This is a genomic window from Corallococcus sp. CA053C, from assembly GCF_003611675.1.
GTDB lineage: Bacteria > Myxococcota > Myxococcia > Myxococcales > Myxococcaceae > Corallococcus.
Genome location: NZ_RAWA01000040.1, coordinates 1 through 26,918 on the forward strand (window position 1 = coordinate 1; position 26,918 = coordinate 26,918).

General features: G+C 71.0%; 17 protein-coding genes. 14 read left to right on the forward strand and 3 right to left on the reverse strand.

The features are described from left to right. From D7V97_RS07950 to trxA, 6 genes are all read left to right on the forward strand, one after another. On the forward strand, positions 1-1,367 hold a 1,367-nt coding region (locus D7V97_RS07950), incomplete at its 5' end, for a condensation domain-containing protein (RefSeq protein ID WP_233582573.1). After that, entirely contained in the window at positions 1,364-2,884 is a 1,521-nt protein-coding gene (locus D7V97_RS07955) for a hypothetical protein (RefSeq protein ID WP_147444740.1), read from the forward strand. The genes D7V97_RS07950 and D7V97_RS07955, both read left to right, overlap by 4 nt. 32 nt (positions 2,885-2,916) lie before the next feature. Next, positions 2,917-4,242 (forward strand): glycosyltransferase, encoded by a 1,326-nt coding sequence (locus D7V97_RS07960; protein WP_158623307.1) that lies wholly within the window; start codon positions 2,917-2,919, stop codon positions 4,240-4,242. A gap of 19 nt (positions 4,243-4,261) precedes the next feature. Next, positions 4,262-5,257: a biosynthetic peptidoglycan transglycosylase gene (locus D7V97_RS07965; protein WP_120610005.1), complete on the forward strand. Its 996-nt coding sequence runs from the start codon at positions 4,262-4,264 to the stop codon at positions 5,255-5,257. Between the two features lie 9 nt (positions 5,258-5,266). Next, positions 5,267-6,103 (forward strand): aspartyl/asparaginyl beta-hydroxylase domain-containing protein, encoded by an 837-nt coding sequence (locus tag D7V97_RS07970; RefSeq protein WP_120610006.1) that lies wholly within the window; start codon positions 5,267-5,269, stop codon positions 6,101-6,103. Between the two features lie 217 nt (positions 6,104-6,320). Beyond that, on the forward strand, positions 6,321-6,662 hold the full coding sequence (trxA, locus tag D7V97_RS07975; protein ID WP_120610007.1) for a thioredoxin: 342 nt from the start codon (positions 6,321-6,323) through the stop codon (positions 6,660-6,662). A 121-nt stretch (positions 6,663-6,783) separates the two neighbouring features. Here trxA and D7V97_RS07980 read toward each other — a convergent pair whose 3' ends face one another. Next, entirely contained in the window at positions 6,784-7,311 is a 528-nt protein-coding gene (locus D7V97_RS07980) for a hypothetical protein (RefSeq protein WP_147444741.1), read from the reverse strand. Positions 7,312-7,462: 151 nt separating this feature from the next. On the opposite strand from D7V97_RS07980, the gene D7V97_RS07985 reads away from it, so the two are divergent. The 3 genes from D7V97_RS07985 to D7V97_RS07995 all read left to right on the forward strand — a co-directional run bounded on the left by D7V97_RS07985 (position 7,463) and on the right by D7V97_RS07995 (position 12,116). Further along, on the forward strand, positions 7,463-8,365 hold the full coding sequence (locus D7V97_RS07985) for a sigma-70 family RNA polymerase sigma factor (protein WP_158623308.1): 903 nt from the start codon (positions 7,463-7,465) through the stop codon (positions 8,363-8,365). A gap of 93 nt (positions 8,366-8,458) precedes the next feature. Continuing rightward, on the forward strand, positions 8,459-9,409 hold the full coding sequence (locus D7V97_RS07990) for an SMP-30/gluconolactonase/LRE family protein (protein ID WP_120610010.1): 951 nt from the start codon (positions 8,459-8,461) through the stop codon (positions 9,407-9,409). A 28-nt stretch (positions 9,410-9,437) separates the two neighbouring features. Continuing rightward, positions 9,438-12,116, forward strand: a complete 2,679-nt coding sequence (locus D7V97_RS07995; RefSeq protein WP_120610011.1) for a protein kinase — start codon at positions 9,438-9,440, stop codon at positions 12,114-12,116. A 60-nt stretch (positions 12,117-12,176) separates the two neighbouring features. On the opposite strand, the gene D7V97_RS08000 is transcribed toward D7V97_RS07995, so the two are convergent. Together D7V97_RS08000 and D7V97_RS08005 are read right to left on the reverse strand one after the other, a co-directional pair. Beyond that, on the reverse strand, positions 12,177-12,782 hold the full coding sequence (locus D7V97_RS08000) for a superoxide dismutase (RefSeq protein ID WP_120610012.1): 606 nt from the start codon (positions 12,780-12,782) through the stop codon (positions 12,177-12,179). 44 nt (positions 12,783-12,826) lie between these two features. Beyond that, positions 12,827-13,327 carry a flavin reductase family protein gene (locus D7V97_RS08005; protein WP_120610013.1) on the reverse strand — a complete coding sequence of 167 codons (501 nt, stop codon included), beginning with the start codon at positions 13,325-13,327 and terminating at the stop codon, positions 12,827-12,829. 171 nt (positions 13,328-13,498) lie between these two features. Here D7V97_RS08005 and D7V97_RS08010 point away from each other — a divergent pair, with 171 nt between their 5' ends. From D7V97_RS08010 to D7V97_RS08030, 5 genes are read left to right on the forward strand one after another with little or no spacing between them, the layout of a single operon-like run. Then, positions 13,499-15,859 carry an AAA family ATPase gene (locus D7V97_RS08010; protein ID WP_120610014.1) on the forward strand — a complete coding sequence of 787 codons (2,361 nt, stop codon included), beginning with the start codon at positions 13,499-13,501 and terminating at the stop codon, positions 15,857-15,859. 30 nt (positions 15,860-15,889) lie between these two features. Next, on the forward strand, positions 15,890-23,833 hold the full coding sequence (locus tag D7V97_RS08015) for an annexin (RefSeq protein ID WP_147444742.1): 7,944 nt from the start codon (positions 15,890-15,892) through the stop codon (positions 23,831-23,833). A gap of 11 nt (positions 23,834-23,844) precedes the next feature. Next, a complete protein-coding gene (locus D7V97_RS08020; RefSeq protein ID WP_120610016.1) occupies positions 23,845-24,369 on the forward strand; it encodes a hypothetical protein in 525 nt (174 codons plus the stop codon). Further along, on the forward strand, positions 24,366-25,160 hold the full coding sequence (locus D7V97_RS08025) for a hypothetical protein (RefSeq protein WP_158623309.1): 795 nt from the start codon (positions 24,366-24,368) through the stop codon (positions 25,158-25,160). Before D7V97_RS08020 ends, D7V97_RS08025 begins: the two co-directional genes overlap by 4 nt. Next, positions 25,157-26,704: an SUMF1/EgtB/PvdO family nonheme iron enzyme gene (locus tag D7V97_RS08030; RefSeq protein WP_120610018.1), complete on the forward strand. Its 1,548-nt coding sequence runs from the start codon at positions 25,157-25,159 to the stop codon at positions 26,702-26,704. The genes D7V97_RS08025 and D7V97_RS08030 overlap by 4 nt, the downstream gene beginning before the upstream one ends. Positions 26,705-26,918: the final 214 nt, after the last annotated feature.

Genomic DNA, 26,918 nt, shown 5'->3' on the forward strand with positions numbered 1-26,918 from the left:
CCATCACCCCCCTGACGGTGAGCGGGAACGTGCCCCTGTCCTACGCGCAGGCCGCGTACTGGTCTCCCGAGCGCATGGGCGCGGAGAGCATCTACAACCGCGTCCTCACGCCCCTGCGCATGCAGGGCCCCCTGGACGTGGAGGCCCTGCGGCGCGCGCTGGAGGCGCTGGTGCACCGCCACGAACCGCTGCGCACCTCCTTCCCCGTGGTGGACGGAGAGAGCGTGCAGCACGTGGCCCCTCCCGCGCCGTGGGAGCTGCCGGTGGAAGACCTCCGCCCCCTGCCGGAGGAGACGCGCGAGTCCGAACTCCTCCTGCGGCTGAACGACGCGGGCTGGCGCGCGTTCGACCTGGAGCAGGGCCCGCTGCTGCGCACGCGCCTCTACCGGCTCGCGGACGACCACCACGTCCTGATGCTCGCGATCCACCACGCCATCACCGACCAGGTGTCCGGCGGGGTGATGATGAACGAGCTGTCGGCGCTGTACCGGGCGTTCCTCGAGAATGCGCCCCCACCGCTGCCCGAGCTGCCCCTGCGCTACCGGGACTACACCCTGTGGCAGCGCGAGTGGATGCAGGGCGAGGTGCTGGAGCACCACCGGACCTGGTGGAGCCGCCGGCTGGCGCAGCTGCCCCCGCCGCCGCCGCTGCCGTACAACCGCCCGCGTCCGGAGGCCGGGAGCTTCCACAAGGGGAGCCACACCTTCACGCTCTCGTCGGCGCTGTCGGACGGGTTCCGGAAGCAGGTCCGCCGTGAGGGCGTCACCCCCTTCCTCCTGGGGCTCGCGGTCTTCAAGACCTTCCTGGCGCGGCTGACCCGGCAGGAGGACACGGTCGTGGGCATCGTCCACGCCAACCGCCCGCGCCCGGAGCTGGAGCCGCTGGTGGGCATGTTCGCCAGCTACCTGCTGCTGCGCACGGACCTGTCGGGCAACCCGCCCTTCCGCGAGGTGCTGCGCCGCGTGCGCACCAGCTACCTGGAGTCCTCCGCGCACCAGGACCTCCCCCACGCGGAGCTGGTGGGGCTGCTGCGTCCAGGGCAGGTGGACCCCCGCCCGTTGAGCCCCATCGGCTTCGTGTTCCAGACCGCCGCGTCGGGGCCCTCCACGATGGCCGGGCTCGAAGTCCGCCCGATGCAGGTGGACCTGGACCTGCTGCTCAATGACTTGCAGCTGCTGCTGACGGACGGCCCGGAGGGACTTACGGGCCGGCTGGAATACAGGACGGAGCTCTTCGACCCGGCCACCATCGCCGCGATGGCCGAAGCGCTCCAGGCCCTGCTCACGCAGGTGGTGGAGGATCCGGACCGGACCCTGGACACCCTGTCCCCACCGCTCGCGCAATCGAAGTCCAAGGAGGTCGCATGAAGCCCCGGACCCGTCTGTTGCTGGAAGCGGAGCCGTTCCAGAGCGCTTCGGGCGCCATCAACGCCTGGGTGGAGGAGGAGCTGCGGGCGCTCGGCCACGACGTGGAGCGCCACAACCACTACCACCCCAACGCGGGGGACATGGGCATCCCCGTGGCCAACGCGCGGCGGCTGCTGGCGCTGCGCTCCCAGCCGACCGCGGACCTGGCCGTCTGCTGCGACATGGGCCTGGGGATCCACGCCCCCAGCCGCGAGCTGGCCCGCCGCTCGTTCGTGTTCTTCCACGGGATGCATGGCCAGCCCACCACCTGGCTCGGCAACCCCCTCATCGACCGGTACGGGACGCTGTCGCCCTACCTCCACGACACGCTGACCTCGCTGCTGCTCATCCCGGACTGGACCCACCGCCGGTGCCTGGATCCGTGGGGCGCGCGGAAGGTGGACTCGCTCGTGCCCACCCTGCCCTGTCTGGAAGCCGCGGACGGGGATGCCCGCCTCCCGGGAGGAGACCTGCCCGCGGACGTGCAGGAGGCGCTGGCGCGCGGCGAGGTGCTGGGCCACGCCATCCAGCCCAACAAGGCGGACTGGTTGGCCGTCTGCGCCATCCTCCTGCACCTGCGGACGCTGACCCGGGAGCATGGGCACCGCCCCGTGCGTCTCGTGGTGGCCGCGCAGGACTTCGCCCTCCTCCAGCATGTGCTGCGCTACGGCCAGCCCTTCCCCGTGCCCGCGCTCGCCGCGGCGCTCCAGGCCGCGGGCGCCACGCTGGAGGACCTGCTGCTGCCCGTCCCCCTCCTGAGCCAGCCCGCCCTCTTCCGCCTCTTCCGCGAGGCCCGCTTCGCGCTCTCCTACAACGTCACCCCGGAGCCCTTCGGGATGTACGTGCTGGAGTCCGTGCTCAACGCCTGCCCCGTCTACACCAACGGCGCGGGCAACAACCGGCACGCGCTGCCGCCCGGCCACGGCATCCACGTGCACGAGACCGCGCGGATGGCCGCGGGCGCCCCGGACGCCCATGCGTCGGTGGCGGCGCGCATCCTCCAGGACCTCCTGGCGCCGGAGCCGGTGCGGCAGGCCTGTCTGCGCGGCGCCGCGCTCATCCGCCGGACCTTCACCCGCGAGGCCTTCTCCTCCAGCTTCCGCGCGTGCATGGCCCGCATGGAGTCGGACACCGCGAAGCCCGGCTGGAGCTTCGACGACCTGGTGGTGCGGCTGAGCCCCACCGTGCGCCGGCTCGACGCGGACAGCGGACGGTTCAGCTCCGACTACCGCGACGACCGGCTGAGCCCGGAGGAGCAGGAACTGCTGCCCCGGTTGTTGGGGCGCTCCGCCGGACAGCTCGGACACGGGGAGTCCCGCCTCGAACCCCTGCAGGCGCTCTTCGACAAGGGGGTGCTGTCGCTCACGCCCCCCGTCGGCGCGGAGCCCCCCAGGCCCACCGGGGGCGCATGGCCCTGGTATCCGCCGGACTCCGCGTTCCTGTCGCCCTCCCTCCTGCAGGACCCCGGCACGCCGTAGCCGCCACGCCCTCCTCCTTCCCCGGTGCCTTCGTGTCGACCATCCTCTTCGTTCCCCTCCCCGAGCGCGGGCACATCAACCCCACGTTCAAGATGGCCCGGGCGCTCCAGAAGCGCGGCCATCGGATCATCTACTGCAGCCTCCGGGACACGGAGGAGATCATCCGCGCGGAGGGCTTCGACTTCGAGTGCCTCTTCGAGTCGCTCTTTCCGAAGGGCTTCCAGGCGAAGAACAAGGCCCGGCTCGGCACCCTGGGCGGCCTGGCCCGGCTCGGCTTCCTGCGCGAATTGGCGCTCCAGCAGACGCGGATGCTGGAGGCGCTGCTCGAGGGCGAGTTCGACGCGCTCATCGCCCGGACGCGTCCGGACCTGGGCATCATCGACGTGCTGCTCCCGGAGATGTCCCTGGTGCTCCATGGCCACCGGGTGCCCGCCGTCGTGCTGAACACGAGCATCCCGCTGCGCTGGGAGCTGATGACGCCGCCGCCCACCTCGGGGCTCATCCCCGACGGACGGCTCCCCAACGTCGTCCGGGGCGCGGTGGACTGGGGGCGCATCGTGCTCGACGCGAAGCTGGGCTCGCTGGGCAGCTGGGTGGGGCTTGAGCCGGACGCGATGAAGTACCGCCGCGCGCTCGCGCTCAAGCATGGCTATCCGCTCTCCGGGCTGGACTTCGGCGGCAGGCTCACCGGCGAGCACGACCCCATGCTCATCCCCTGCCCGCGGGAGTTCGTGGAGTTCCGCGGCGCGAAGCTCTCCATCGACTACCACTACACGGGCCCCTGCATCGACCTGGAGCGGCAGGAGCCGGACTTCCCCTGGGAGCGGCTCGACGCGGCCCGTCCGCTCGTCGTGTGCTCGCTGGGAACCATGGTCATCCAGGCGGAGCAGGCCCGCCGCTTCCACCGGTCCATCGCCCAGGCGGCTTCGCGGCGCCCCCAGTGGCAGTTCGTGGTCGCCACCAACCACTGGACGGAGCCGCTGCCCGGGCCCGTCCCGGAGAACCTGGTGTCCGTGAAGCACGTGCCCCAGCTCCAGATGTTGCGGCGCGCGTCCGCCATGGTCACGCACGGCGGCTTCAACAGCATCAAGGAGTGCATCTACTTCGGGGTGCCGATGGTGGTGTTGCCCATGCAATTCGATCAACCCGGCATGTCGGCCCGGGTCGTCCACCATGGCCTCGGGGTGCGCTCGGCCATCGAAGCCCTCACGCCCGACAGCCTCCTCCAGATGCTCGACGAGGTCCTCGAGAAGCCCTCGTACCGCCAGAAGCTGGGAGCCATGCAGACGCTCTTCCAGGCCGCCGAACACGAGCAGGCCCTGGCGGAGTCCCTTGAGAAACACCTGCGCCGGGCGTGAGCCCCAGGGGAGCCCGACCATGTTCCGCGAGAAGCACTCACCCGACACCCCTCCTCGAGCGAAGCCCCGGGCCCGGTGGCGCACCGGCTTGGCGCGAGCCAGCCTCCTGCTGGGGCTGGGACTGCTCTTCACGGCCGGAGTGCTCATCACGGAGGCCTTCCTCGGCGCCCCGTCCGTGGACGACCTCGCGCAGCGGGTTCCTCCCAAGACAAGCTACATGCGCCAGGCGGTCCTCGAAGGGCGGCTTGGCGACGACGTGGCGATGCAATGGGTGCCGCTGGACAGGATTCCCCCGCGGGTCGCGTGCGCGGTGGTGATGGCGGAGGATCCGCTCTTCTTCCGGCACGAAGGGTTCAACCCCTCGCTGATGCTCTCCGCGCTGGTGGCCCGGCTGCGGGGACAGACCGTGGGCAGCAGCACGCTCTCCCAACAACTGGCGCGCAACCTCTTCCTGGGCTCCGAGCCGACCCTCTCGCGCAAGCTCCGGGAGGCCGTCATCACCATCCGCCTCGAGCGGACCCTGGAGAAGCGCCGCATCCTCGAGCTCTACCTCAACGTCGCCGAGTGGGGCCCCGGGGTGTGGGGCCTCGCGCCCGCGAGCCAGTACTACTGGGGCAAGACGCCAGCGCAGCTCACCGTCTCCGAGGCCGTGTTCCTGGCGTCGCTCCTCCCGGCGCCCTCGCGCTCGCTCTCGGGTGCCAACCTGGAGCGGGCCGCCTTCATCCAGCGCATCGTGCTCGACGTGCTCCACGGGGGCACCGTCATCGATGCGGCCGAGTGGCGCCACTCCCGGAAGCGGTTGGAGGCGGCCTACCGCGCCCTGCGCGCGGGCCGGCCGCTGCGCGAGGCGCTGGCGATGCCCATCGACGAGGCCCTGACGTTGCCGCCCGGACCGAACACGTCGGAGCCCGACATGCCCGACCTGAAGCCAGCCCCTCCCCTCCCCGAAGAACACCTGCTCGACGAGCAGTGCGGACTCTCCCGGGCCGAAGCGCATTTCGGCCCCTTCTCGTAAAGGTCGGACATGGAAGACACCACCACGCCCTCGCGCGACACGAACGCCGTCCCACCCCCGCCCCAGGGCCTGCTGGGCGGGCTCAAGCAGCACGCGCGGCAGCTGGCCGGCACGGCCCTCACGCACGGGGCCATCTTCGCCGCCCGGCAGGTGACGCGCGCCATCGAGCGGACCCCCGAGGCACGCCAGACCTTCTTCGACCCCCGGACGTTTCCGTTCACGGCCCGGATTGAAGAGAACTGGCACGTCATCCGCCAGGAGCTGGACGCGGTCATGCGCGGGGTGGAGATGATCCCCAACTTCCAGGACCTGATGCCCGAGCAGCGCGAGCTGACCACGGACGACCGCTGGAAGACGTTCATCTTCTACGGCTACGGGGTGAAGTTCGAGGGCAACTGCCACCGCTGCCCGGAGACGACGCGCCTGCTGCAAGGCATTCCCGGCATGACGAGCGCCATGTTCTCCATCCTCCGGGGCCACAAGCACCTCCCCGCCCACTCCGGCCACTACAAGGGCGTGCTCCGCTACCACCTGGGCCTCATCGTCCCCGAGCCCGCGGATCAATGTGTCATCCGCGTGGGGCAGGACAAGGCCTCCTGGCAGGAGGGGCGCAGCCTCATCTTCGATGACACCCACGACCACGAGGTCTGGAAGGAGAACGACGGGGATCGCGTCGTCCTCTTCCTGGACTTCCTCAGGCCCCTGCCGCCGGTGCTCGACGCCCTCAACCGGATGGTGGTGAAGCTGATCGGGCTGTCGCCCTACATCTACCGGAGCGAACAGAACTCACGGCGCTGGGAGGAGTACTTCGGCCAGGAGTTCGACCTGCTCCGCAACCGTCCCTAGCCCGCGGTGGACGCTCCGGACAGCGACCGCTCCCCCCGCCGGAGGGTCACGCCCCGCCCGCCTCCCGTGGCGGGGGACGCCTTACACTCGCCGACACCGCGAGGGCATCCGATCCGCCAAGTCCGTGCTTTTTCGACGCGAGGCCCTTAGTTTCCGGATCAGGATGAAGTCGCCCCTGCGCAGGCGTGACAGGGGCGCAAAGGCACCAGGAGAGAACATGGCTGGCACGGATGTGGTGGATATCGGGGATGCCAACTTCAAGCAGGAGGTCCTGGAGTCAGACCTTCCGGTGCTGGTGGATTTCACGGCCGCTTGGTGCGCCCCTTGCCGGGCCATTGCTCCCGCGCTGGCGGAGCTGGCGTCTCGCTACAAGGGCCAGGTGAAGGTCGCCAAGCTCGACGTCGACGCCAACCAGGACACGTCCCAGGAGTTCGGCATCCGCTCCCTTCCGACCCTGCTGATGTTCAAGGGCGGCAAGGTGGTGGAGCAGATCGTCGGCGCGGTCCCGAAGACGCGGCTTGAAGGCGTCATCACCAAGACGCTGACCGGGCAGGCCTGATCCGCGGAGCCGCTGGCTCCAAGCTCCATGACGTGACGCTCCATCGCCCCCAGTCAAGGGCGATGGAGGCGCGGACTCCCCCGCTGTTCGGACCCCTGACGGGTCCTGGAGCGCGGGGGCGTTACTCGGCGACCTTCAACAGCGCGTCGAACAACGGATCCCCGATGCGGTGCGCTTGTGCGGTGTGCTCCACGGCCCGCATCCCCGACCACGCCCCGAGCAGCTGATACGGCACGACCCAGGTCGTCCCGCCCGCGTGCTTGAGCGCCACCGCGCCCACCAGCCCCTTTCCATGCCGCAGGTTGGTGCGCGCCACCCGGAGCGTGCCCGCGGACATGTCCCCCAGGACCTGGCCGCCCGCATCGCGCAGCGTGGCGCCCCGCTCGAAGCACTCGATGTGTTGCCACGGGAGCTTGAGCCAGGTGGAGCCGGGCGCATCGACCTGGACGATCATCGACAGCAGGGTGATCAGGCCGACGATGAAGCCCACCGAGACCATCGAGATCCAGAAGACCGTGACGCTGAAGTCCGGCCGGAACATCCACGCCGCGATCGCTCCCGAGAGGGCGACGGTGATGGGAAGGCTGATGGCCGTCAGCATCAGCAGGAAGCGGGAGGTGCTGGTCGTCCACAAGGTACCTGCGGCCACCACGCGGGGCACCACGCGAGTCGGCCTCGGGAGGCGGACATGCTCTAAATCCATATCGCCACCATGACCGAATCCCGAGGCAAGGCGAAGCCCCGGGTGACATGGCCTGGGCACATCTTCGGCCGCGGGCGACGGTGGTAGCGTTGGACCCGTGACCGTCCCGAGCACGCCGCTGGCCTCCGCGTTCCTCGCGGCCCTGGAGGGGGGGCGGGTCGCGGCCCCCGAACCGGAGCAGTTGGAGCCCCTGCTCACCGCCGCGGTCGGCCACGCGCGCTCGCGCTGGCCCGGCATCGCGCTGGAGCCGGAGGCGTTCGTGGCCTTCGTCGCGGAGCGGCTGCCGCCCGGGGCTTCCATCCCGGAGGCGCTGGGGGTCACGTCCTCCATGGAGGAGCTGTACCTGGCCTTCGGGTGCCTGCGGCATCACCGCGTCGCGCTCCAGCGGTTCGAGGACACCTATCTGCGCGAGGTCGGCGCGTTCGTCTCCGGCGTGGACCGCTCGCGTGCGTTCGTCGACGAGGTGCGGCAACTGCTGCGCGAGCGGCTGTTCGCGGCCTCGGCCGGCTCCGAGCCGAAGATCGCGGAGTTCACGGGCAGCGGCGCGCTGGGCGGGTGGGTGCGCGTGGCGGCGCTGCGGATCGCCCTCAACCTCAAGCGCTCCGAGGCGCGGGCGGACACCGCGGCCCGGGAGTCGGTGGAGGCGGTGCTCGGGGAGGACCTGGGGCCGGAGCTCCAGCACCTGCGCTCGCGCTACCGCGAGGCCTTCGCGGAGGCGGTGCGCGCGTCCCTGGGACAGCTCCCGGACCGGGACCGGACGCTGCTGCGCCTGTACCACGTGGAGGCGCTGTCGCTGGACGCCATCGCGGCGCTCTACCGCGTGCACCTGTCCACCGTCTCACGCTGGCTCAGCCGGGCCCGTGAGCAGGTGGCGCAGAACACCACACAGCAGCTCTGCAAGCGGCTGGGGGTGGGCCCGTCGTCGGTGGACAGCATCGCCGCCCTGGTGGTGAGCCAGGTCGATCTCAGCCTGACGCGCCTGCTCAAGACGGGCGGCTGAACTTTCGCTGCAAAGGTTTTTCCGGCCGGTGTCAGGGCGTTCAGGAGGGCCCCTTTCCGGGGCCTTCCTCCACGCCGCACCGAGGAGAACCCCATGCGCCCCACCCGTTGGCTGTCCCTGCTCACGCTCGTCACCGCCGTCTCCGCCTGTGAACCGCCTCCGGAGGAGTCGGAGCGGATGGAGGTCCAGCTGCCCGGCGAGGACTTCTTTCCGGAGGGCATCGCGTCCTCGTCGGACGGCACGCTCTACATCGGCAGCGTGGGCACGGGCGCCATCGCCCGCGCGCGGCCGGGGGAGCTGGGGGCGCACGTCTTCGTGCCGGGGCGCGCCGCGTTCGGCGTCTATGGTCTCGCGGTGGACGAGGCGCACGGCACGCTCTGGGCCTGCACCTATGACGACACCCTGCCGCCCGCGACGCCCTCGCACCTGGCCGCGTACGCGCTCGCCACCGGGGAGCTGAAGACGAGCCATCCCCTCCCCGACGCCAGTGGCTTCTGCAACGACATCGCCCTCGACGCCGCGGGCAACGTGTACGCGACCGACTCGTTCGCGAACACCGTCGTCCGGCTGGCGGTGGGTGGCAATGAGGTGACGACGTGGGCCGCGGATGCGGCGTTCGCCCCCGTCGTCGAGGGAGACCTCACCCTCAATGGCATCGCCTACGACGGAGCGGGCACGCTCTATGTCGTGAAGAGCGACACGGGGACGCTGTTCTCCATCGCCATCCAGGCGGATGGGAGCGCGGGGGCTCCGGTGACGATTCCGGTGGTGCCGGCGCTCGAAGCACCGGACGGGGTGGAGTGGCTCGATGCGCAGCGGCTGCTGGTGGTGGAGAACACGCCCGGCCGGGTCTCCGTGGTGACGCACTCCGGAGGCTCGGGGACGAAGGAGGTCCTCGCCAACGGGCTCGTGGAGCCGACCACCGCCGCGCTCACCGACGACGGGGCCTGGGTGCTGGAGGCCCAGCTCGGGTACTTCTTCGGCACCCCGGGCGTCCCGTCCCTGCCGTTCCGCGTGTACCGGCTGGCGGTGCCCCGGCCCTGAGTCGAACCGCTAGACTCCGCCGCCGACCATGACCGGATGCCTCACCGAGGAGACTGTTCTCGCCTTCGTGGAGGGGCGGCTGCGCCCCGGCCAGCGGGCGCTCATCGAAGCCCACCTGGCCGGGTGTGCGGGCTGCGGCGAGCTGCTCGCCGTGGTCACCGACCTCTGGCACGCGGAGGGCCAGTTGAAGCGCTCGGAGCCAGCGTCACCGCGTCCGTTCATCGAGGGCGAGCAGGTGGGCCCGTACACGGTGGTCGGACATGCCGCCAGCGGTGCGATGGGCGACGTGTACCGGGCGCATGATTCACGGCTCGGGCGGGACGTGGCGCTGAAGGCGCTTCCGGCGCGGTTCGTCCAGGACGCGGAGCGCCTGGCCCGCTTCCGCCAGGAGGCGCGCGCGGTGGGAGCGCTGTCCCACCCGAACCTGCTCACGGTGTTCGACGTGGGGACCCACGAGGGCGTGCCCTATCTCATCACCGAGTGGCTGGAGGGCCTGCCGCTCAGTGAAGTGCTGCTGCTCGGCCCGCTGCCGCTGGAGCGCGTGTTGCGGCTGGGCATCCAGTTCGCGCACGCGCTGGCCGCCGCGCACGCGCGAGGGGTCATCCACCGCGACCTCAAGCCCGCGAACCTCTTCCTCTGCGCGGACGGCAACGGACGGATCCTCGACTTCGGGCTCGCGCGGCTCACCGAGCGCATTGAAGACGGCGTGGCGACCCAGAGCGGCGCGGTGGTGGGCACCGCGGGGTACATGGCGCCCGAGCAGGTGCGTGGGCAGCCCGTGGACGCGCGCGCGGATGTGTTCGCGCTGGGCGCGGTGCTCTACGAGGCCGTGAGTGGCCGCGCTCCGTTCGGCGGCGACAGCCCCGTGGAGCGGATGAGCGCCGCGCTCCGCGACGACCCGCCGCCGCTGCCGGGTGAGCTGGGGTGGGTCCTCGCACGCTGTCTGGCGAAGTCACCCGGCGACCGGTTCCAGTCCGCGCAGGACCTGGCCTTCGCCCTGGAGGGCATCGCCACCCGCGCCACCGTGCGGCGCCCTTCGCTCCTGCACAGGGCCCTGTTCGCCGTCGCGGTGGTCGCCATGCTGTGCGGCCTCGGGGTGCTGCTCGTGTCGACCGGGGACCCTGCCCCACCCCGCGAGGCCGAGCGCCCGACATACCGTCAGGTCACCTTCCGCAAGGGGCACGTGCTCAACGCCCGCTTCTCCGCGGACGGACACACGCTGTTCTACGGCGCGGCGTGGGAGGGAGGACGCGCGGAGCTCTACAGCGCACGCACCGAGCGGCCCCTGTCGCAGCCGCTGGGCCAGCCCGCGGATGTGCTCGCCGCCTCGCCCCAGGGAGAGCTGGCGGTGCTGCTGGAGCCCCGGTTCTTCGACGCCGACCATGGCAGCGGGACGCTGGGGCTGATGCCGCTGGCGGGAGGTGCACCGCGCGCCGTGCTCGATGGCGTGCTGGAGGCCGACTGGGGACGCAGCGGGGGGCCGCTCGCGGTGGTGCGGCGGGTGGATGAACGCTTCCGCCTGGAGCAGCCACCGGGGACGGTGCGCTTCAAGTCCCAGGGGTGGATCAGCCACGCCCGGGTGTCACCTGACGGAGCGCGGATCGCGTTCCTGTTCCATGAGCACCCGAAGGACGACCGCGGCGCCGTGCGGGTGCTGGAGAAGGACGGGCCTCCGCGAGAGCTGTCCGCGGACTGGTCGAGCATCCGGGGCCTCGCGTGGGCACCGGATGGCAAGGAGGTCTGGTTCACCGCCTCCCGCACCGATGCGGACTCCGCGCTGTACGCGGTCGACCTGGAGGGGAAGACGCGGCTCGTGGACCGGCTCGCCGGGCGGATGGTGCTGCATGACATCGCGGACGACGGCTCCGTGCTGATTGACCACCCGGTCGCGCGGACGGGGCTCGCGTTCGGGCGCGCGGGCGAGGAGCGGGACCTGACCTGGGCGGACTCGTCGTTCATGACGGACCTGTCGCGCGACGGCCGCACGGTGCTCTTCACCGAGGGCGGGCAGACGGAAGGGCCGACCTATGGCGCGTACCTGCGGACCACCGACGGCGCGCCCCCCATCCGGCTGGGCGACGGCATCCCGATGGCCCTCTCCCCGGATGGCAGGCAGGTGCTGACGGCGCGGTACGGGCCCCGGACGGAGTTCTTCCTGCTGCCCACCGGCGCCGGAGAGCCCCGCGCGGTGTCGCTCGCGCCGGTGACCGTGCTGCTGTCGGCGCGCTGGTTCCCGGATGGGAAGCGGTTGCTCCTGCGGGCCAGCGAGGCCGGGCACCCTGCCCGCCTGTGGATCTTCGAACCGGGGGCGGGAGCGCCTGGCCCCCTCACGAAGGAAGGCGAGGGCTTCGACGCGGCCATCGCACCCGACGGGACGCGCGTGGCCGCGGTGGATCCGACAGGACGCCTCCGCCTGATCAGCACCACCGGAGGGGACACCCACGTCGTCCCCGGACTGTTCTCCGGACAGGGGGTGGCCGGCTGGAACGCGGACGGAAACACGCTCTACCTGCGCAGCGTCTCGCTCCCCGTCCAGGTGTCCCGGGTCGACGTGCGGACCGGGGTGAGCGTCCCGCACCTGACGGTGCCGGCACGCGGCAACATGCCGGGCCTGGTCTCCATCATGACGCTGACGCTCTCCGCGGATGGGAGCGCGTATGCCTACAGCTACAGCGAAGCGCTCTCCCGGTTGTACCTGCGGGATTGAGAACCGCGCCACACCGGACCGTGCCGACCGGGCCGCGCGGCTCTCCGTGCTGCTTCGCGACTAGCGGTCGCCCTTGAAGACTTCCGCGCTCTTGAGGTTCTGGGCCACGAAGTCCCAGTTCACCAGGCTCGTGAGGAACGTCTCGATGTACTTGGGGCGGAGGTTCCGGTAGTCGATGTAGTAGGCGTGCTCCCAGACGTCGATGGTGAGCAGCGCCTTCTGGCCGTGCTTCATCGGCAGGTCCGCGTTGCCCGTCTTCGCGATGGAGAGCTTGCCCTTCTCCTCCACCAGCCACGCCCAGCCGGAGCCGAACTGCGTCGCGGCGGCGTTGGAGAACTCCTCCTTGAACTTCTCGAAGGAGCCGAAGTCGCGCTTGATGGCGTCCGCCAGCTCGCCCCGGGGCTCGCCGCCGCCGTTGGGCGCCATGCAGTGCCAGTAGAAGGTGTGGTTCCACACCTGGGCGGCGTTGTTGAACACGCCCCCGTCGCTGCTCTGGATGATGTCGATGAGCGACTTGCTCTCCTCCGGCTTGCCCGCGATGAACTTGTTCAGGTTCGTCACGTAGGCGTTGTGGTGCTTGCCGTGGTGGTACTCCAGCGTCTCCGCGCTGATGTGCGGGGCCAGCGCGTCCTTCTTGTACGGAAGCTCGGGCAACGTGAACGCCATGGGATTCGTCCTTTCGTGATGCTGTGAACTGCGGTTTTCGTTCGCTACTTCCGCGCGGGTGCTGGATCCGGGTGCGCCGTCACCGCGCGATACGCCCGGTTCCAATAGACCAGCGGCTCACCATCCGCACCCCGCTGGATGCCGACCACGCGGCCCACCAGCAAGAGGTGATCGCCGTAACGGTGCACATCCAACAGAGTGCAGGACAGGGAGGCCAGGCTGTCCTGGACGAAGGCCTCCTCGCTGAACGCGAGGCCCTCCGAGTCCCCCTTCGAGCACCGGACGGAGATGTCCCGTTGGGTGGTGGACAGCACGCTCACGCTGAAGCGGCCCGCGGCCTCCACCCGCTTCAGCGTCCGGGAGATCTGCTGGAGCGCCACCACCACCAGGGGCGGATCCAGGGAGAGGGAGCTGAAGGAGCTGACGGTCGTCGCCGCGACCCCTTCCGCGTCCCGCACCGAGACCACCGCCACACCGCTCGCCCACCGGGACATCGCCTCCCGGAAGTCGAGGGCCGTCACCCCTTCGGGACCACCCTGAGTCATGTGCCGGTCTCTACCACCCGCACCGCCACCCGGTCAGCAGTTCCTCCAATCCATTGGCGGAATACCAACGCAGTAGCAGCGCCCGGGTGCTTCCGCCTTGCGGACAGTCCACGGAGCCGGGGTGTTCTCGCGGGAGGACGCCCCCTCCTATGATCCGCCGGGGGGTGGCTCGTGACAGAACCGTCGTGGGCGGAGACGCTGGGGCGGCTGGACACGCTGCTGCTCCAGGTCTGCCACCTGGAGGAAGCGCGCGCGTCCAAGCTCCGGGGTGAGGAGGAAGGCGGCTGGGACGCCGTTCGCACCACGGTGCGCGCCCCGGTTTCAGAGCTGGCCTTCACCGCGTCGCTTCCGGAGGCCCCGCTGCTGGGGAACTCGCCGCCCCTGCCCTTCGCGCGCCTGCGGGCGTCGCTGCGGCTGGAGGCCGTGGAGGAGGAGGCGCTGCTGGTGCTGCTCGCGGCGCACCTGGAGCCCCGCTACCCGCGCCTGTTCGCCGTGCTCCAGGACGACACCGCGCAGGGCTGGAACGTGGAGCGGTTGCTCGTCACCGTCCTGGGCCGCACCCCTGCCCGCCTGCAACGGCTGCTGGCGTCGCTGACGGAGAGCGGGCTGCTCGTCGGTGGGGGGCTGTTGCAGACGGGCCTGGGGGCCTTTCCTCCCATGCTGCGGCCGGTGGACTTGTCGCCGGAGGTCCGCGACGCGCTGCTGGAGCTGCCCCGCCCTTCCGTGCTGGGCGACATGCCGCTGGAGTGGCACGGCGCGGAGCCCCTGCGTCCTCCGGAGCGCGGCCCTTCGGGGTCATTCGCGGTGGTGCATGGCGAAGGGGAACGGCTGGGCGTGGCGCTTGAGATCGCCGCCGACACGGGCGTGCCGCTGGTCGTCGCTCGGTGGACCGGCGCCCTGGAGCAGACCGTGGCGGCGCGGGCGCTGTGGCGCATGGCCGCGGTGCGGGGGGCACTGCTGGCCGTGGACCTGGCCGGGTGCGAGCGCGGCGTGGCCCTCTCCGTCACCGGCACCCTGTCGCGCCTGTGTCAGCAGTTCGGGGGCCGGGCCCTGGTGCTGTGTGACTCCGCGCAGCCCGTCGCTGTTCCCCACCACGAGGCTCCGGCCCTGGGCTTCACGCAGCGGCGCGCGCTGTGGCGGGAGGAGGCGCTGGCGCGGGGACTTGCGTTGGAAGAGGCGGACGCGGGACGGCTGGCGTCCAGCTTCCGGGGTGGGTTGCAGGAGGTCCGCCGGATCTTCGACGCGGCGCCCGGCGGTGATGCCGACGCCCTTCGCGCCGCCGCCTCACGACTCGTCCAGGTGCCGCTGCGCCATGGCTACCGGCTGGAGACGTCGCGGACGTTCGCGGACCTCGTGGTGCGCGACACCACCCGTGAAGCACTGGAGCGATTGCTGTTCTACGTGGCCCAGCGCGACCGCGTCGCCGAGGAGCGCGGCCTGCTGCAACGCTTCCGGCTGCACACCGGGCCGGTGGCTTTGTTCTCCGGACGCTCGGGCACGGGGAAGACATTGGCCGCGGAGGTCATCGCGCACGCGGTGGGCCGGCCGCTCTACGTCATCGACCTGTCCCGGCTGGTCAGCAAGTACGTGGGCGAGACGGAGAAGAACATCGACGAGGTGCTCACCCACGGCGAGCGCGCGGGCGCGGTGCTGTTCTTCGATGAAGCGGATTCACTCTTCTCCGCGCGCACCGAGGTCAGCAACGCGAATGATCGCTTCGCCAACCTGGAGGTCGGCTTCCTGCTCCAGCGCATCGAGCGCCACGACGGGCTGATCATCCTGGCCACCAACCTCCAGACGGCCATCGACGAAGCGTTCCTGCGCCGCTTCCACGCGCGCATTGAGTTCCCCTTCCCCGAGGTCGACGAGCGCCGCCGCATCTGGGAGCTGATGCTTCCGGACGGCGTGCCCCGCACGGGGACGCTCGACCTGGCGGGGCTCGCGCAGCGTCACCGGCTGTCGGGCGGCGACATCCGCAACGCGGCCCTCAAGGGCATCTTCCTGGCCGAACAGGCAGGGGCTCCGTTGTGCCAGGAACACCTGGAGCGCGCCGTCGCGCTGGAGCTGTACGAGCTGGGCCGGCTGTCGCGCCGCGCGGAGGCGGAGAGCCCTGGTGACTCGGGCACCCGCCTGCGCCGCGTGGCGGAGGTGTTCCAGGAGGCACTGGACACGCAGCTTCGCCAACACTTCCTCAAGGAGATCCACATCCTCCACGGCTCGCCCACACGGGAGGCGCTCGCGGGGAAGCGGCCCGCGGTGTCGCTCGCCCTCTACCGGCTGGCCGTCACACAGAACGGCGCCCTGCGGCTGGGCCTCATCGTCTCCGCGTGGTCCAACCGCGCCGAGGAGGAACACGAGCTGCTCGGCGTCCTCCACGGGCTGCTCACGCGCGGCCTGCCGCATGAGCTGGATGGCCGGAAGGTCACCCCTCGTGTCCAGGAGAGTTACGACTTCGACCTGCTCCACCGTTTCTGGAGCAGTCATGGACATCCCATCCGGGCCTCCCTGGTCCTGGATGTGGAGATGACCTAGCGTCCCTTCACCGATGGTGCGGGGGGGACCGTGCGCATCCGTGAACAGGGCTCGAAGGCTTCGACCCAGCACGCGCTCCGGAAGACGTCCGGCCGGAGTCCCTCGTCCTCGTCGGCCCTCCCGCGCAATGCCGGTGTCGTCCCCCGGGGACCCGCCTCGTCCAATCCCGCACGTGAGCTGGCGGCCCGCCTCGCCTCGCTGAAGGGCGCGGGCCCCGGTGTCTCCGGACAGGTGCTGCGCGACACGGCGCGCGACCTGGAGCGCCGCGTGAGCGACCCGGCGTGGCGGACGATGGGCGGGCCTCGCTCCCACCTCTTCGACCCGTGCCCCGTCCACCCTCCGGAGGTGGCGCTCCTCTCCACACCGGGCGCCATCGAAGCGGAGGCAGGCTTCAGCGGACTGGCGCCCACGCCCCACACCGGGCTCGCGGAGGCCGACGGCGCGTCGCAGCCCACCACCATCGCCGGACAGGAGGAAGCGGACCGCCAGCGCGCGAAGGCCCGGACCGCCGTGCTTCCTCGCGGCTCCACGGAAGAACTCGCGGACACCGCCGCGCGCCTGGCCGAGGACCGGGCCCGGACCGACGGCACCCCTTCCGCGAGCACGGCCGACGCGGGGCTGGGGGGAAGCACGGCACCGCTGCACGGCGAGCTGGACACGACCGTCGACATACCGGGCGCCGGGAGCGAGGAGACGACGCCGGAGCCGCTGCCCGTGCCCGCGGGGACTGCGCCTGGAGGCATGGACGAGGCCGCGCGGATCGACTCGGCCCGGAGCACGCTGTCGGGACGCGGCGACGTGCGCATCACCATCCGTCCGGCCACCGGAGGCCCGGGCGGTCCCACCACCGCCGCGAAGCCGCCTCCGCTGCAAACCGACGCGTCCGTCGGCGAAGGCGGCACCGACGCCCCTCCCAGGGCAGACCCCACGGCCGCCGCCGCGACGGAGGCGACGAAGCAACTGGCCGACGCCCACGCCCAGGGCGTCCAGGGCATCCAGCAGGGCCTCGAGTCCCCACCGGACACCACCGGCGTCATCCCCGCCGAGGCCACGACCCCCGCCACGGTTCCGGCCCCGCCGCCCACCGCGCCCGTCGCGGAGGCGCCCGCGGTGATCAGCCCCGCCGCGCCCGCGGGTCCGCAAACGGACGTGGACGCCGTGACGGCCTGGAAGGGCCGCATCGCCAGCACCACGGAGAAGGTCCCCGAGCCCAAGCTGCCCCCGGCGCCGCGCTACACCTTCAAGATCCAGCAGGCCGCCGTGGATCCGAACGCGGTCCGCGCCGCGCGCCTCAAGCAGTTGGAGGACGAGGGCAAGCGGGCCATCACCCCGGCGAAGCGGCCGGAGGACCTGCCCGCCATCCCGGACGATCCCACCGGGAAGGCCTCCGCCCTGGTCGACAGCAAGTGCGACCGCAAGCTGGAGGTCCGCAACGCGAAGCTCCCCGACCTCCAGAAGAGTCCGCTGGGCCACGTGCCGGAGATTGGCGCGCAGCTCATGCGGGACGACGGCGGGCACCTGCTGATCAAGGGCCCCCTGGGCGACCTCGTCTACAAGCCCGGCGGTCCGAAGCCCACCGACCCGGAGAAGCTCAAGGATTGGACGCGGCTCCAGAAGAAGATCACCGACGCGGCCGAAAAGCAGAAGAAGGCGAAGGCCCAACCGAAGGAGCCCGCCAAGGGCATCACCGTCCTCGAAGAGGCCGCGCCCGCGCCCATCAACGTCCCCGACTTCGCGCGCGTGGACATTGGCGACGTGCTGGCGCGCCTGCTCGCGGCGCCGGACACATACGCCGACGCGTCCGTGAAGAAGGCCCGCGAGGCCTATGTCCCGGGCGGACTCGACGCGTCGTGGGGCGTCGCGCTCCTCGCCGCTGAACGCCCCATCTTCGCCGCAGAGCTCCAGCGCGTCGCCGACGCCGCGAAGATCAAGAAGGAGGACCTGGACGCGAAGGTGGAGGCCCGCCGCAAGCAGCTCGTGGATTCGCACCAGGCCACCACCGAAACGCTCAGCAAGGCCCACGAGGAGGCGAAGACGAGCATCGTGGAGAGCGGGAAGACCTTCGGCGATGCCCTCTCCCGCGTGCGCGCCTCGCTGGACGCCCAGGCCGAGGCCCGCGCCGCCGCCATCCAGGGAGGCGTGGACCTGACCGAGGCCCGCCGCAAGCGCGACGCGCTCCTCGCCGCGGTCGACACCAAGGTGGGCAACTGGATCGTCCGGTACGACCAGAACGGCAAGCGCTTCAAGGAAGCCTTCGGCAAGGCCGCGAGCGACCAGATGCGCGCCTATGAGCTCGCCGCGCTCCAGGACGAATGGCAGCTCAAGAAGGACGCCGGCGATGATCCGGTGAAGCTCAAGGCGGCGACGGAGAAGTACCGCCCCACCAAGAAGTGGCTCGACGACCGCCGCAAGGAGCTTGGCGCCGTCGTTGGCCAGGCGAAACGCGACATCGACGCGAACGTCGAGCGCTACCAGGAAGAGCTGCGCCGGGCTGGCAAGGACGCCAAGGAGGCCATCCGCGACTGGCACGCGAAGCAGATCGGCTACGAGCGCGGCTTCTGGGACCGGTTGATCAGCTGGATCATCGACTGGCTCGACACGGCCCACGACGAGAGCAAGGCGTGGGAGGCCGCGCGCGCCGAAGAGAACAAGACGTCGCTCGACAAGAACATGCTGTTCCTCGCGGAGGTGCGCCTGCGCCAGGGCGAGGAGCTGGACGTCGAGGCCCTCAAGCAGCGGCAGGACCTGGGCGAGGAGCAGAAGGCCATCCTCCTCTCCTACTACGGCAAGAACGGCAAGGACGCCGTCCAGGCGCTGGCCGAAGGGCTGGCCGTGCGCATCTCCGGCCAGCGGCGCAAGCCGCTCATGGAGGCCCTGGAGAAGGAGATCCTCGCCTCCGACAGCCTGGACCGCGTCCGGACGGTGGTGGAGGCGCAGAAGCCGCAGTTCAGCTTCGACGCGCTCAACATCGTCGGGAAGGTGGAACAGGGCGTCAACTACACCTGGGGCACCGACGAGCAGAAGATCTTCGACGCGCTCGCGAACCTCACCCCCATCCAGGGCCACTACGTCGAGCTGCTCTACGCGTCACGCAACGACGGCGAGAACCTGCGCGAGCGGCTCAAGAGCGAGCTGGACGACTTCTTCAGCACGAGCACGCACGACTGGGACAGGGCCGAGGCCCTGCTCTCCGGCAACGCCGCCAAGGCCGCCGCCGTGGAGCTGGACGACGCCATGGAGGGCACGTTCTTCGGCACCGGCTGGGGAACGGACGAGAGCGCGATCCTCACCCTGCTGCGCGGCAAGACGCCGGAGCAGATCGACGCCATCAAGAAGGCCTACAAGGAGAAGTACGGCCGCGACCTCGTGGAGAAGATGGACGACGAGCTGCGCAGCGGCTCCTTCCACACCCACGACGCCGACGAGATGCACGCCCTCGTCGAGGGCCGCACCGAGGACGCGCGCGCCATCGAGCTGGACCGCGCCATGCGCGGCTCGTGGTTCTTCGGCCTGGGCACGGACCGCAAGGGCATCGAGGCCGTCTACGAGCGCGTCCGCAAGGAGACGGAGGCCGACGCGCAGCAGTACGGCTGGGACACCAAGACCTTCCGCGAGGAGCTGCTCAAGCGCAACCGGGGGCTCGACGCGTCCTACGAGAAGCAATACGGCAAGGACTGGACGGAGCGCGCCGCGGGCGAGAGCGCGCTCAGCGCCGCGTACCGCGACGAGATGGGCGGCGACGAGCTCAAGCTCATCGAAGGCCTGCGCGACGACAAGGGGCTCCAGGTCGACGCCGCGCGCATCCACATCGAGCACACCAGCTTCTTCTACGCCGACGACAAGATCATCCGCGACGCGATGTCCGCGGAGGGACGCCGGCAGATCGCCGACGAGCGGCGCGACGGCTACCTGGACATCCAGGAGCGGATCGACATCGAGCGGGGGCTGGACGAGGCGAAGGTGAAGCCCGCCTCCGCGGGGCCGCTCACGGACGCGGACCGCAAGAAGGGGCTGATCAGCGAGCTGGAGTTCCTGGAGAAGTGGAGCCCGGAGAAGGTCCGCGCGCGGCTCACGCAGGAGCGCAAGGCGGTGGACGTCGCGGCGAAGGCCCATGCCCAGGCCCACGCGCAGGCGAACATGCAGGCGCTGGGGGCGGAGTACGACGCGACGTACGCGGCCTCCGGCCAGATGAGCTTCGTGCAGGCCGTCCTGATGGACACGTCCGGCGCGGACCGCGACGCGGTGGCGGCGCTGCTCGACAAGGGCTACCTCACGGACGCGGAGGTCGTGCAGTACGCGGTCCAGGGCGTCGGCACCGACGAGGACGCCCTCAAGGAGGTGCTGGCCGGCAAGAGCCGCGAGGAGATCAACGCCATCGCCGAGGAGTGGGCGAAGAACAACCCGCCCTCCGCTGGCGACACGCGCACCCCGTTCGAGCGCTTCCGCGCGCGCATCGAGGAGGAGCTGAGCGGGCGCGAGGCCTTCGACATCCTCGACATGGTGGACTACGGCGAGGCCGTCACGCCCCGGGAGAAGCTGGAGCGGGCGCGGCGCCGGGAGGGCTTCGAGGCGCGGTCGTCCAACATGTTCTCCCGCTCCACGCGCGCGATCCTCGGGGCCCAGACGTCCACGCTCGACGACGAGGTGCGGGCGCTGGAGCTGCACGAGGCGAAGCGGCCGAAGCCGGGGGACAAGGACTACAACGCGGACACGCTGCGCGCGTGGCAGGAGGGCTGGGAGAAGAAGGCCGACCGGGTGGAGCACCAGGCGGAGCTGGCCGACGAAGCGGTGAAGATGCACCGCGAGCAGGTGGACACCATCACCGACTTCTTCGTGACCATCGCCAGCGCGGTGGTGATGGCGGTCGCGGTCGTCATCGGCGTGGTGCTGAGCGTCTTCTTCCCGCCGGCGGGCGTGGGGTTCTGGGCGGCGCTCGGCGCGTTCATGGCCAGCTCCACGGTGGTCGTGGGCACGGCGGTGGCCATCGCCGCGGTGACGATGATCACCAAGGCCGCGCTCAAGGGAGCGGCCTACGGCTGGGAGGAGGCGGCCACCGACGCGGGCGTGGGCGCCGTGGACGCCCTCACCTCCCTGGCGACGGCGGGCATGGGCTCCAAGCTGCTGCGCATGGGGTTCCTCGCGCGCATGGCGGGCGAAGGCGGCGTGTTCGCGCGCATGACGGCGCACGGCCTGGCCCAGGGCGCGGAGGGGCTGGTGCAGTCGGTGCCCTCCGCGTTCCTGGGCAACGTGCTCAACGACGAGAACTACAAGGGCGGCAACGCGCTGCTCAACGTGCTCGCGGGCACCGCGATGCAGGCGGCCCCGGGCACCCTGCTCTCCGGAGGCCTGGGCGCGCTGGGCGGCATCTCCAAGCCCCGGCCGCCCCCGCCGCGCACCGGCGACCTGCTCGCCTTCCGGGGCACGCCCCAGGAGCGCCTGACGCTGTACCGGAAGTGGAAGGTGGAGAACCCGGCCGGAGGCATGAAGGACTTCCTGCGCGAGTTCGACGACAGCCTGCTCAAGCAGGTGACGGGGGACTTCGAGAAGAAGCAGCTCCAGCGCGTGCTGCGCAAGGAGATGCTGACGCACATCCCACCCGCGCAGCGCGCGGCGTTCGCGAACACGCCCATCGAGCTGGTCTCCGAGGCGGACTTCCGCGCGCTCACCGGCAGCGACGCCGGGCAGGCCGTCACGATGTTCCGGCGGGGCAAGCCCACCATCGTCGTCAAGGCGGGCGCGGACCTGGCGGACCTGGGCGAAGAGGGCCTGCACCTGCTCCAGCGTCACGACAAGGCGACGCGCGACCTGGTGCGCTCGCTGGATGAAACGGCGCTGCGGCACTGGGACAAGCTGCCCGTCGAGAAGCAGTTCGAGCTGTACCGCAAGAAGCTGCGCCTGGAGATCGACGCGCAGGAGTCGCTCATCGCCTCGCTGGAGGCGAAGCGCGGCGTGTCCATGGACCCGGGCGAGGCGGCACGGCGCATCGAACAGGGGGAGCGCTCGCTGGAAGCCCTGCGCAAGCGGCTGGGCGAGGTGGACGCCTTCACGCCATTGCAGCTCGCCGAGTTCGGCCAGGGCGTGCGCCCCAAGCCCCAGTACCTGCGCGAGCCGCCGCGGCTGTTCAGCAAGAAGCCGCCGAAGACGGCGGCGGCGAAGGTGGCGGGAGGCAAGAAGCCCGCGGCGCCGGGCGTGACGGACACCCCGCCCGTCGTCCGCGAGCCGGGCCGGCCCGTGGACGCGTGGCCCAACACGACCCAGCACGCCGCCCATCCGGAGGTGGGCCCGTTCTCGAAGTCGGGACCGCTGGACCAGGACGCGTTCATCGCGTCGGCGGAGCGCCAGGTCTTCACGCCCGCGCAGCGGGGCCGCACCACGCTCAAGCTGGCGCCCGGCGACACCGTGGCGCAGGTGGGCCCCGCGTGGGCGGAGATCAAGCCCGGCACCACGGAGCGCCGCTTCTACAAGCTGGTGGAGGTGACGCGCGCCGACGGCAGGAAGGAATACCTCCAGCTCATCATGTCCAAGCGCCCCGGTCAGCGCTGGGAGGTGCGCGGCAGCATGACCCGTGGCAGGGGCGACGTGCTGGAGCACACGACCTCCCAGCGGATGACGGAGGCGCTGCTGGGCGAAGAGTTCGGCGTGACGAAGCGGTACCGGCGCCTGGACTTCAAGCCGATGGGCGTGGAGCAGGGCAGCGGCTTCGACGAGATCATCGTCGAGTTCGACGACGCCGCGACGCCCGGCAGCGCGCGGCTGCACCTCGTCGAGGTGAAGGGCGGCGAAACCGCGCCGGTGTTCAAGAAGTTCACGGCGGTGAGCGAGAACCTCCAGAAGAACCTGGACGGCCTGCGAGCGAAGCTGGGAGACGCGAGCTGGCGCGCGGCGCATGGCCTGGGCCCGACCCACGTCGCGGCCATCACCCAGGCCCTGGATGAGTGGAACCTCCGCATCGAGCTGCGGATGGGCCCCACCACGCCGGTGCACCTGCTCCAGAGCGACCTCGTGAGCCGCATCGAGCGGGTCGCCGATGCCTGGCGCAAGCTGTCCGTGCTGGACGCCGTGGTCCCCGCGAGCAACCGGTCCCCGTTCCGGCGGCAGCTCGTCACCCTGGGAGAGGACCTCAAGGCCGCCCTGCACACGGGACACGTCGCGGAGGCGATGAAGGCGCTGGACGCGGTGGAGCAGGCCCTCAACGGGACGGGAGGAAAGCCGGGGCTCCTGGCCCGCTACCACATCGACACGAGCAAGATGGGGCCGCTGGTCCAGGGCCTGGGCCCCCACGCGAAGCCGGGCCAGGTCACGCAGATTCCCAAGAGCTTCGCTGCCGCGCAGCGCGTGCGCACCCCCGCGCCAGGAGGCGGCGTGCTGGGCTGGGGAGGGTTCGACATCACGCTGTCGCAGAGCTGGGCGAGCCGGCGCTTCAAGCGCTTCGAGCTCGCCCAGATGCACGGCCTGCGCAGGAGCCTGCTGGACATCCCGGAGCTGGACCCCGCCACGTTCAGCACGCTGTCGCTGCGCGACCGCCAGCGCGCCATCGCCGGCGCGGTGGACGCGTCAATGGAGGCGCTGGGCATCCCGAAGTCGCGCCGCGCGCGCGTCCAGTTCCAGAACCTGGCGGCCGGGGACTATGGCTGGATGGACTGGCGCTTCGGGCAGACGCCGCAGGGACGGCTCGTGCCGCTGAACAAGCGGGGCGTCGTGGTCATCAACGAGAACCTGGACGTGGGCGACGCGGTGGGCACGGCCATCCACGAGTCGCGCCACTACTATCAGGCGTATCAGGCGTATCAGGAGTCCCTGGGGCGCCAGTCGCATCCGTTCTCGCGGCGGTGGAGGCGCAACCTGCCGGGCGCGGGTGGGACGTACTACGGCCCGGCGGACCCGCGCTATTTCCGACAGCCCATCGAAGCGGATGCGGAGAGCTTCGGACGCCGGGTGATTGATCTCTTGCCCCCCCAGTGGCCCCCTCCATGATGAGGACCGACATGCGCGTCGCCCCTTCCGTCTCCATCACCTGCTACGTGTGCGGCTCCACCTTCACCGTCCACAACCGGGTGGAGCTGGAGGGTGGAGAGAGGACCGTCCTGCAGGAGCCCCCGGCATGTCCCTTCTGCGACGCGCCGCTAAGGAACGTGCCCCGGCTGGACGTGGGCGTGGCCAAGAGCCTGTGGCTCACGGAGGCAGGGGCCCCGGAGGAGAAGAAGGAGTACGGCACGGCGGCGCGCTTCCTGGAGCGCTTCACGCGGACCGAGGCGGAGGTGGACACGCTGCTATCGCTGGCGCGCGAGTTGGACTTCGACGCGTGGGAGCAGGCCAACCTCGCGCGCCTGAAGAGGGGGCGTGACGCGGGCCTGAAGACGGAGACGCGCTTCGTCACGAAGCTGAAGGAAGCGGCACGCGACGGTGCGCTCTTCGAGCGATTGCAACACGCCGCCGCGCCCGTCAAAGATGCCCACCGCGCCCTGCGGGACCGTCACCTGGCTGTCTTTGAAGCGCGCCGGTCGCGATGAGCGGGAGACAGAAGCCCATGGCCGAGGCGACGAGCAGCACGGAAGGAAGCTGGAGCGCGCTCTTCTCCGAGAAGCGCGGCGAGCGTGCGGAGACGCCTGAGTTGTTGAAGGCGCTGACGCCCCTGGCGCTGAAGCGCGCGAACGCGCCCTCGCAGCACCTGGTGACGCTCGCGAACATCCTCTCGGCGCAGGTCGTGTTGAACGGCGCGGCGGCGGCACGCACGGCGGGGCGGGAGCTGGCGCCGCTGTGCAAGCCGGCCCTCCAGCAGCAGCAGTCGAACTTCCAGAAGCGGGATGCGCCGGACGTCGCCATCCACGTCCTGTCCTTCGTGAACGCGGCGGAGGTCTGCGGGCTCGTGGAGGGGCAGTTGAAGGCCTCGCCCGCGCTGACGTGGTTGAAGGCCCTGGCGAAGAAGCCCCAGGACCAGGAGGACCTGCTGCTCTACCGCTGCGGGTGGATTGCCCTTGCGCTGGGGGAGCCGGAGCTCGCCGCGCGCCTGGTGGGAGGCGGCGCGCTTCCGGGGAGCTTCACGCCGGGGGAGCAGTTCGGCTTCAACGTCCAGGGCTTCATCCGCTACCTCGCCGCGGGCCTTGAACAGAAGGCGTCCGCCGCGGACATGCGGCCCGCGTGGCAGTCCTACGTGGAAGGCTTTCCCCTGAACATGGCGTCGCAGCGGGCGTCGTGGATGGACCTGCTCTGGGCGGGGCGTGTCTATTACGCCGGCTTCGAGGGCCTGCCAGTCGCGGAGGTGGGAGAGGCCGTGCACTCGCGCGTGAAGCCCGCCGCATGAGCGCCCCGACCCTCGTTGCCCGGCCGGACGTCGCCTTCGAGGCGCTGGACCGCGTGCTGGAGGCGCTGGGCTGGTTCCTCCAGTCCGAAAGCCAGACACCGCCGCTCATCCCCGGTGAACCGGAGCTGGCGGTGTACGTGCACCGCGCGACGGACACGGAGCTCCAGTACACGTTCAACCCGGTGTTGAAGCTGCGGGTGCTCCAGTTCCATGGGCGGGAGGCGTTGGGGGCGTGGAACACCGTGCGGCAGGCCGTGCCGGTGTTGGAGGCCCCGGCGCTCGCGACGCTGCTGGCGTCCTCGGAGACGAAGGACGTGCTCCTGGGGTTGCTCGCCACCGGGGAGCTGCGGGAGCGCTCGTCACTGGAGCGGGTGGCGGCGCTGCGCTTCCATCCGGATGACAGTGTTTCGCGGACCGCCGAGCGGGTTCATGCGCTGATTGTTCCACCGGGGGTGGCGGAGGCGTTCCAGCGGTTGGAGGCGGAGAAGCAGGCGCATCCGGATCGTTCGGTGCTGTTCGCGCACCTGCCGGGGGAGGAGCAGCGGCGGCAGGTGCTGCGCTGGCTGATCCACGACTACGACGCGTCCAACGAGCACATCGACGAGGTGCTGCGCTCCGCGCTGGTGGACGCGGACGCGGAGGTGCGGGTGACGGCGGTGATGGCGGCGGCGCGACTCCAGGCCCGCGCGGTGCTGCCGGCGTTGCGCGAGGCGAAGATGCCCACGTCCACGCGGGAGGGCGCGGATCCTCGGGACCGGTTGTTCTATTCGGGCCTGCGGGAGCTGGTGGCCAACGTGCTCGCGGGCCGGCCGCTGCCTCCGGAGGGTTCCGCGAAGCGCGAGCGGATGGCGCCGCTGCTGCGCGCGCTGTCAGGGCCTGCGGACGTCCGGGATGACCCCTCCCTGTTACTGCATGCGCTCACGACGCCGGTGGACCTGGGCCCTCCTCCGTTGACCGTGCCCGAGGCGCTGGTGTCGCAGGAAGGCACGTACAAGCTGCGGCGCTCCGGGCTGGAGGCGCGCTGGGTGCCGGCGGTGGAGCACTGGCTGGGCACGGGTGCGACGTTGCGGCGGGTGCGGTCTCCGGGGTTCTTCGTCGCGAAGGTGCCGTTGAGCCGGTCCGCGCTGGCGTGGGCGCTGGCGGCGTCTCAGGGGCCCGTGGGAGCGGCGAGCCCGGACGCGGAGCAGGCCGCACCGTGCACGTGGGCGCAGGCGGAGCAGGTGTGCGCGGCGCTGTCCCGGATTGAAGGCGTGGAGCTGGGATTGCCAACCGGGGAGGCGTGGGAGATGGCCGCGCGCGGGCCGGATGGCCGGCTGTTCCCCTGGGGCAATTCGATGCGGAAGGACGGGGCTTCGCGCGCGTCTCCGTGGGGCGTGGAGGGGCTGGTGGGGTCGCTTCCGCAGTGGGCCCGGGATGAGGCGACGGGCGGGCGGTGGCTGTGCGGCGGGCGTGAGCAGCCGCTGTGCGCTTCACGTCGCGAGGTGGCGACGACGGACACGGCCGCGCTGGGTGCAGTGCGGTGGGTGCTGGCTTCACGGCACTGAGCCAGCCAATGCCTCGGAGTTGTTCCTCGTTTTCGGATCCTGTGCATCATTTTCCGGCTTGTCGGCTCATTCCGTTCGCGGGGCAATCTGGCCCCTCAATGCGAAAGAAGCCCGCTCCCTTGAATGAAGCTCCATTGGGTGTCTCACGCGAGTCGCGCTCATGGCCTGTGGAAATGCCGGCCCAACGTACAACACGAATTGCGCTTACTCATTT

Bases quoted from the DNA above. Each gene is read 5' to 3' on its own strand.
- D7V97_RS07955 (WP_147444740.1), top strand. From the start codon at position 1,364: ATGAAGCCCCGGACCCGTCTGTTGCTGGAAGCGGAGCCGTTCCAGAGC.
- D7V97_RS07965 (WP_120610005.1), top strand. From the start codon at position 4,262: ATGTTCCGCGAGAAGCACTCACCCGACACCCCTCCTCGAGCGAAGCCC.
- D7V97_RS07970 (WP_120610006.1), top strand. From the start codon at position 5,267: ATGGAAGACACCACCACGCCCTCGCGCGACACGAACGCCGTCCCACCC.
- trxA (WP_120610007.1), top strand. From the start codon at position 6,321: ATGGCTGGCACGGATGTGGTGGATATCGGGGATGCCAACTTCAAGCAG.
- D7V97_RS07990 (WP_120610010.1), top strand. From the start codon at position 8,459: ATGCGCCCCACCCGTTGGCTGTCCCTGCTCACGCTCGTCACCGCCGTC.
- D7V97_RS07995 (WP_120610011.1), top strand. From the start codon at position 9,438: ATGACCGGATGCCTCACCGAGGAGACTGTTCTCGCCTTCGTGGAGGGG.
- D7V97_RS08000 (WP_120610012.1), bottom strand. From the start codon at position 12,782: ATGGCGTTCACGTTGCCCGAGCTTCCGTACAAGAAGGACGCGCTGGCC.
- D7V97_RS08005 (WP_120610013.1), bottom strand. From the start codon at position 13,327: ATGACTCAGGGTGGTCCCGAAGGGGTGACGGCCCTCGACTTCCGGGAG.
- D7V97_RS08020 (WP_120610016.1), top strand. From the start codon at position 23,845: ATGCGCGTCGCCCCTTCCGTCTCCATCACCTGCTACGTGTGCGGCTCC.
- D7V97_RS08025 (WP_158623309.1), top strand. From the start codon at position 24,366: ATGAGCGGGAGACAGAAGCCCATGGCCGAGGCGACGAGCAGCACGGAA.
- D7V97_RS08030 (WP_120610018.1), top strand. From the start codon at position 25,157: ATGAGCGCCCCGACCCTCGTTGCCCGGCCGGACGTCGCCTTCGAGGCG.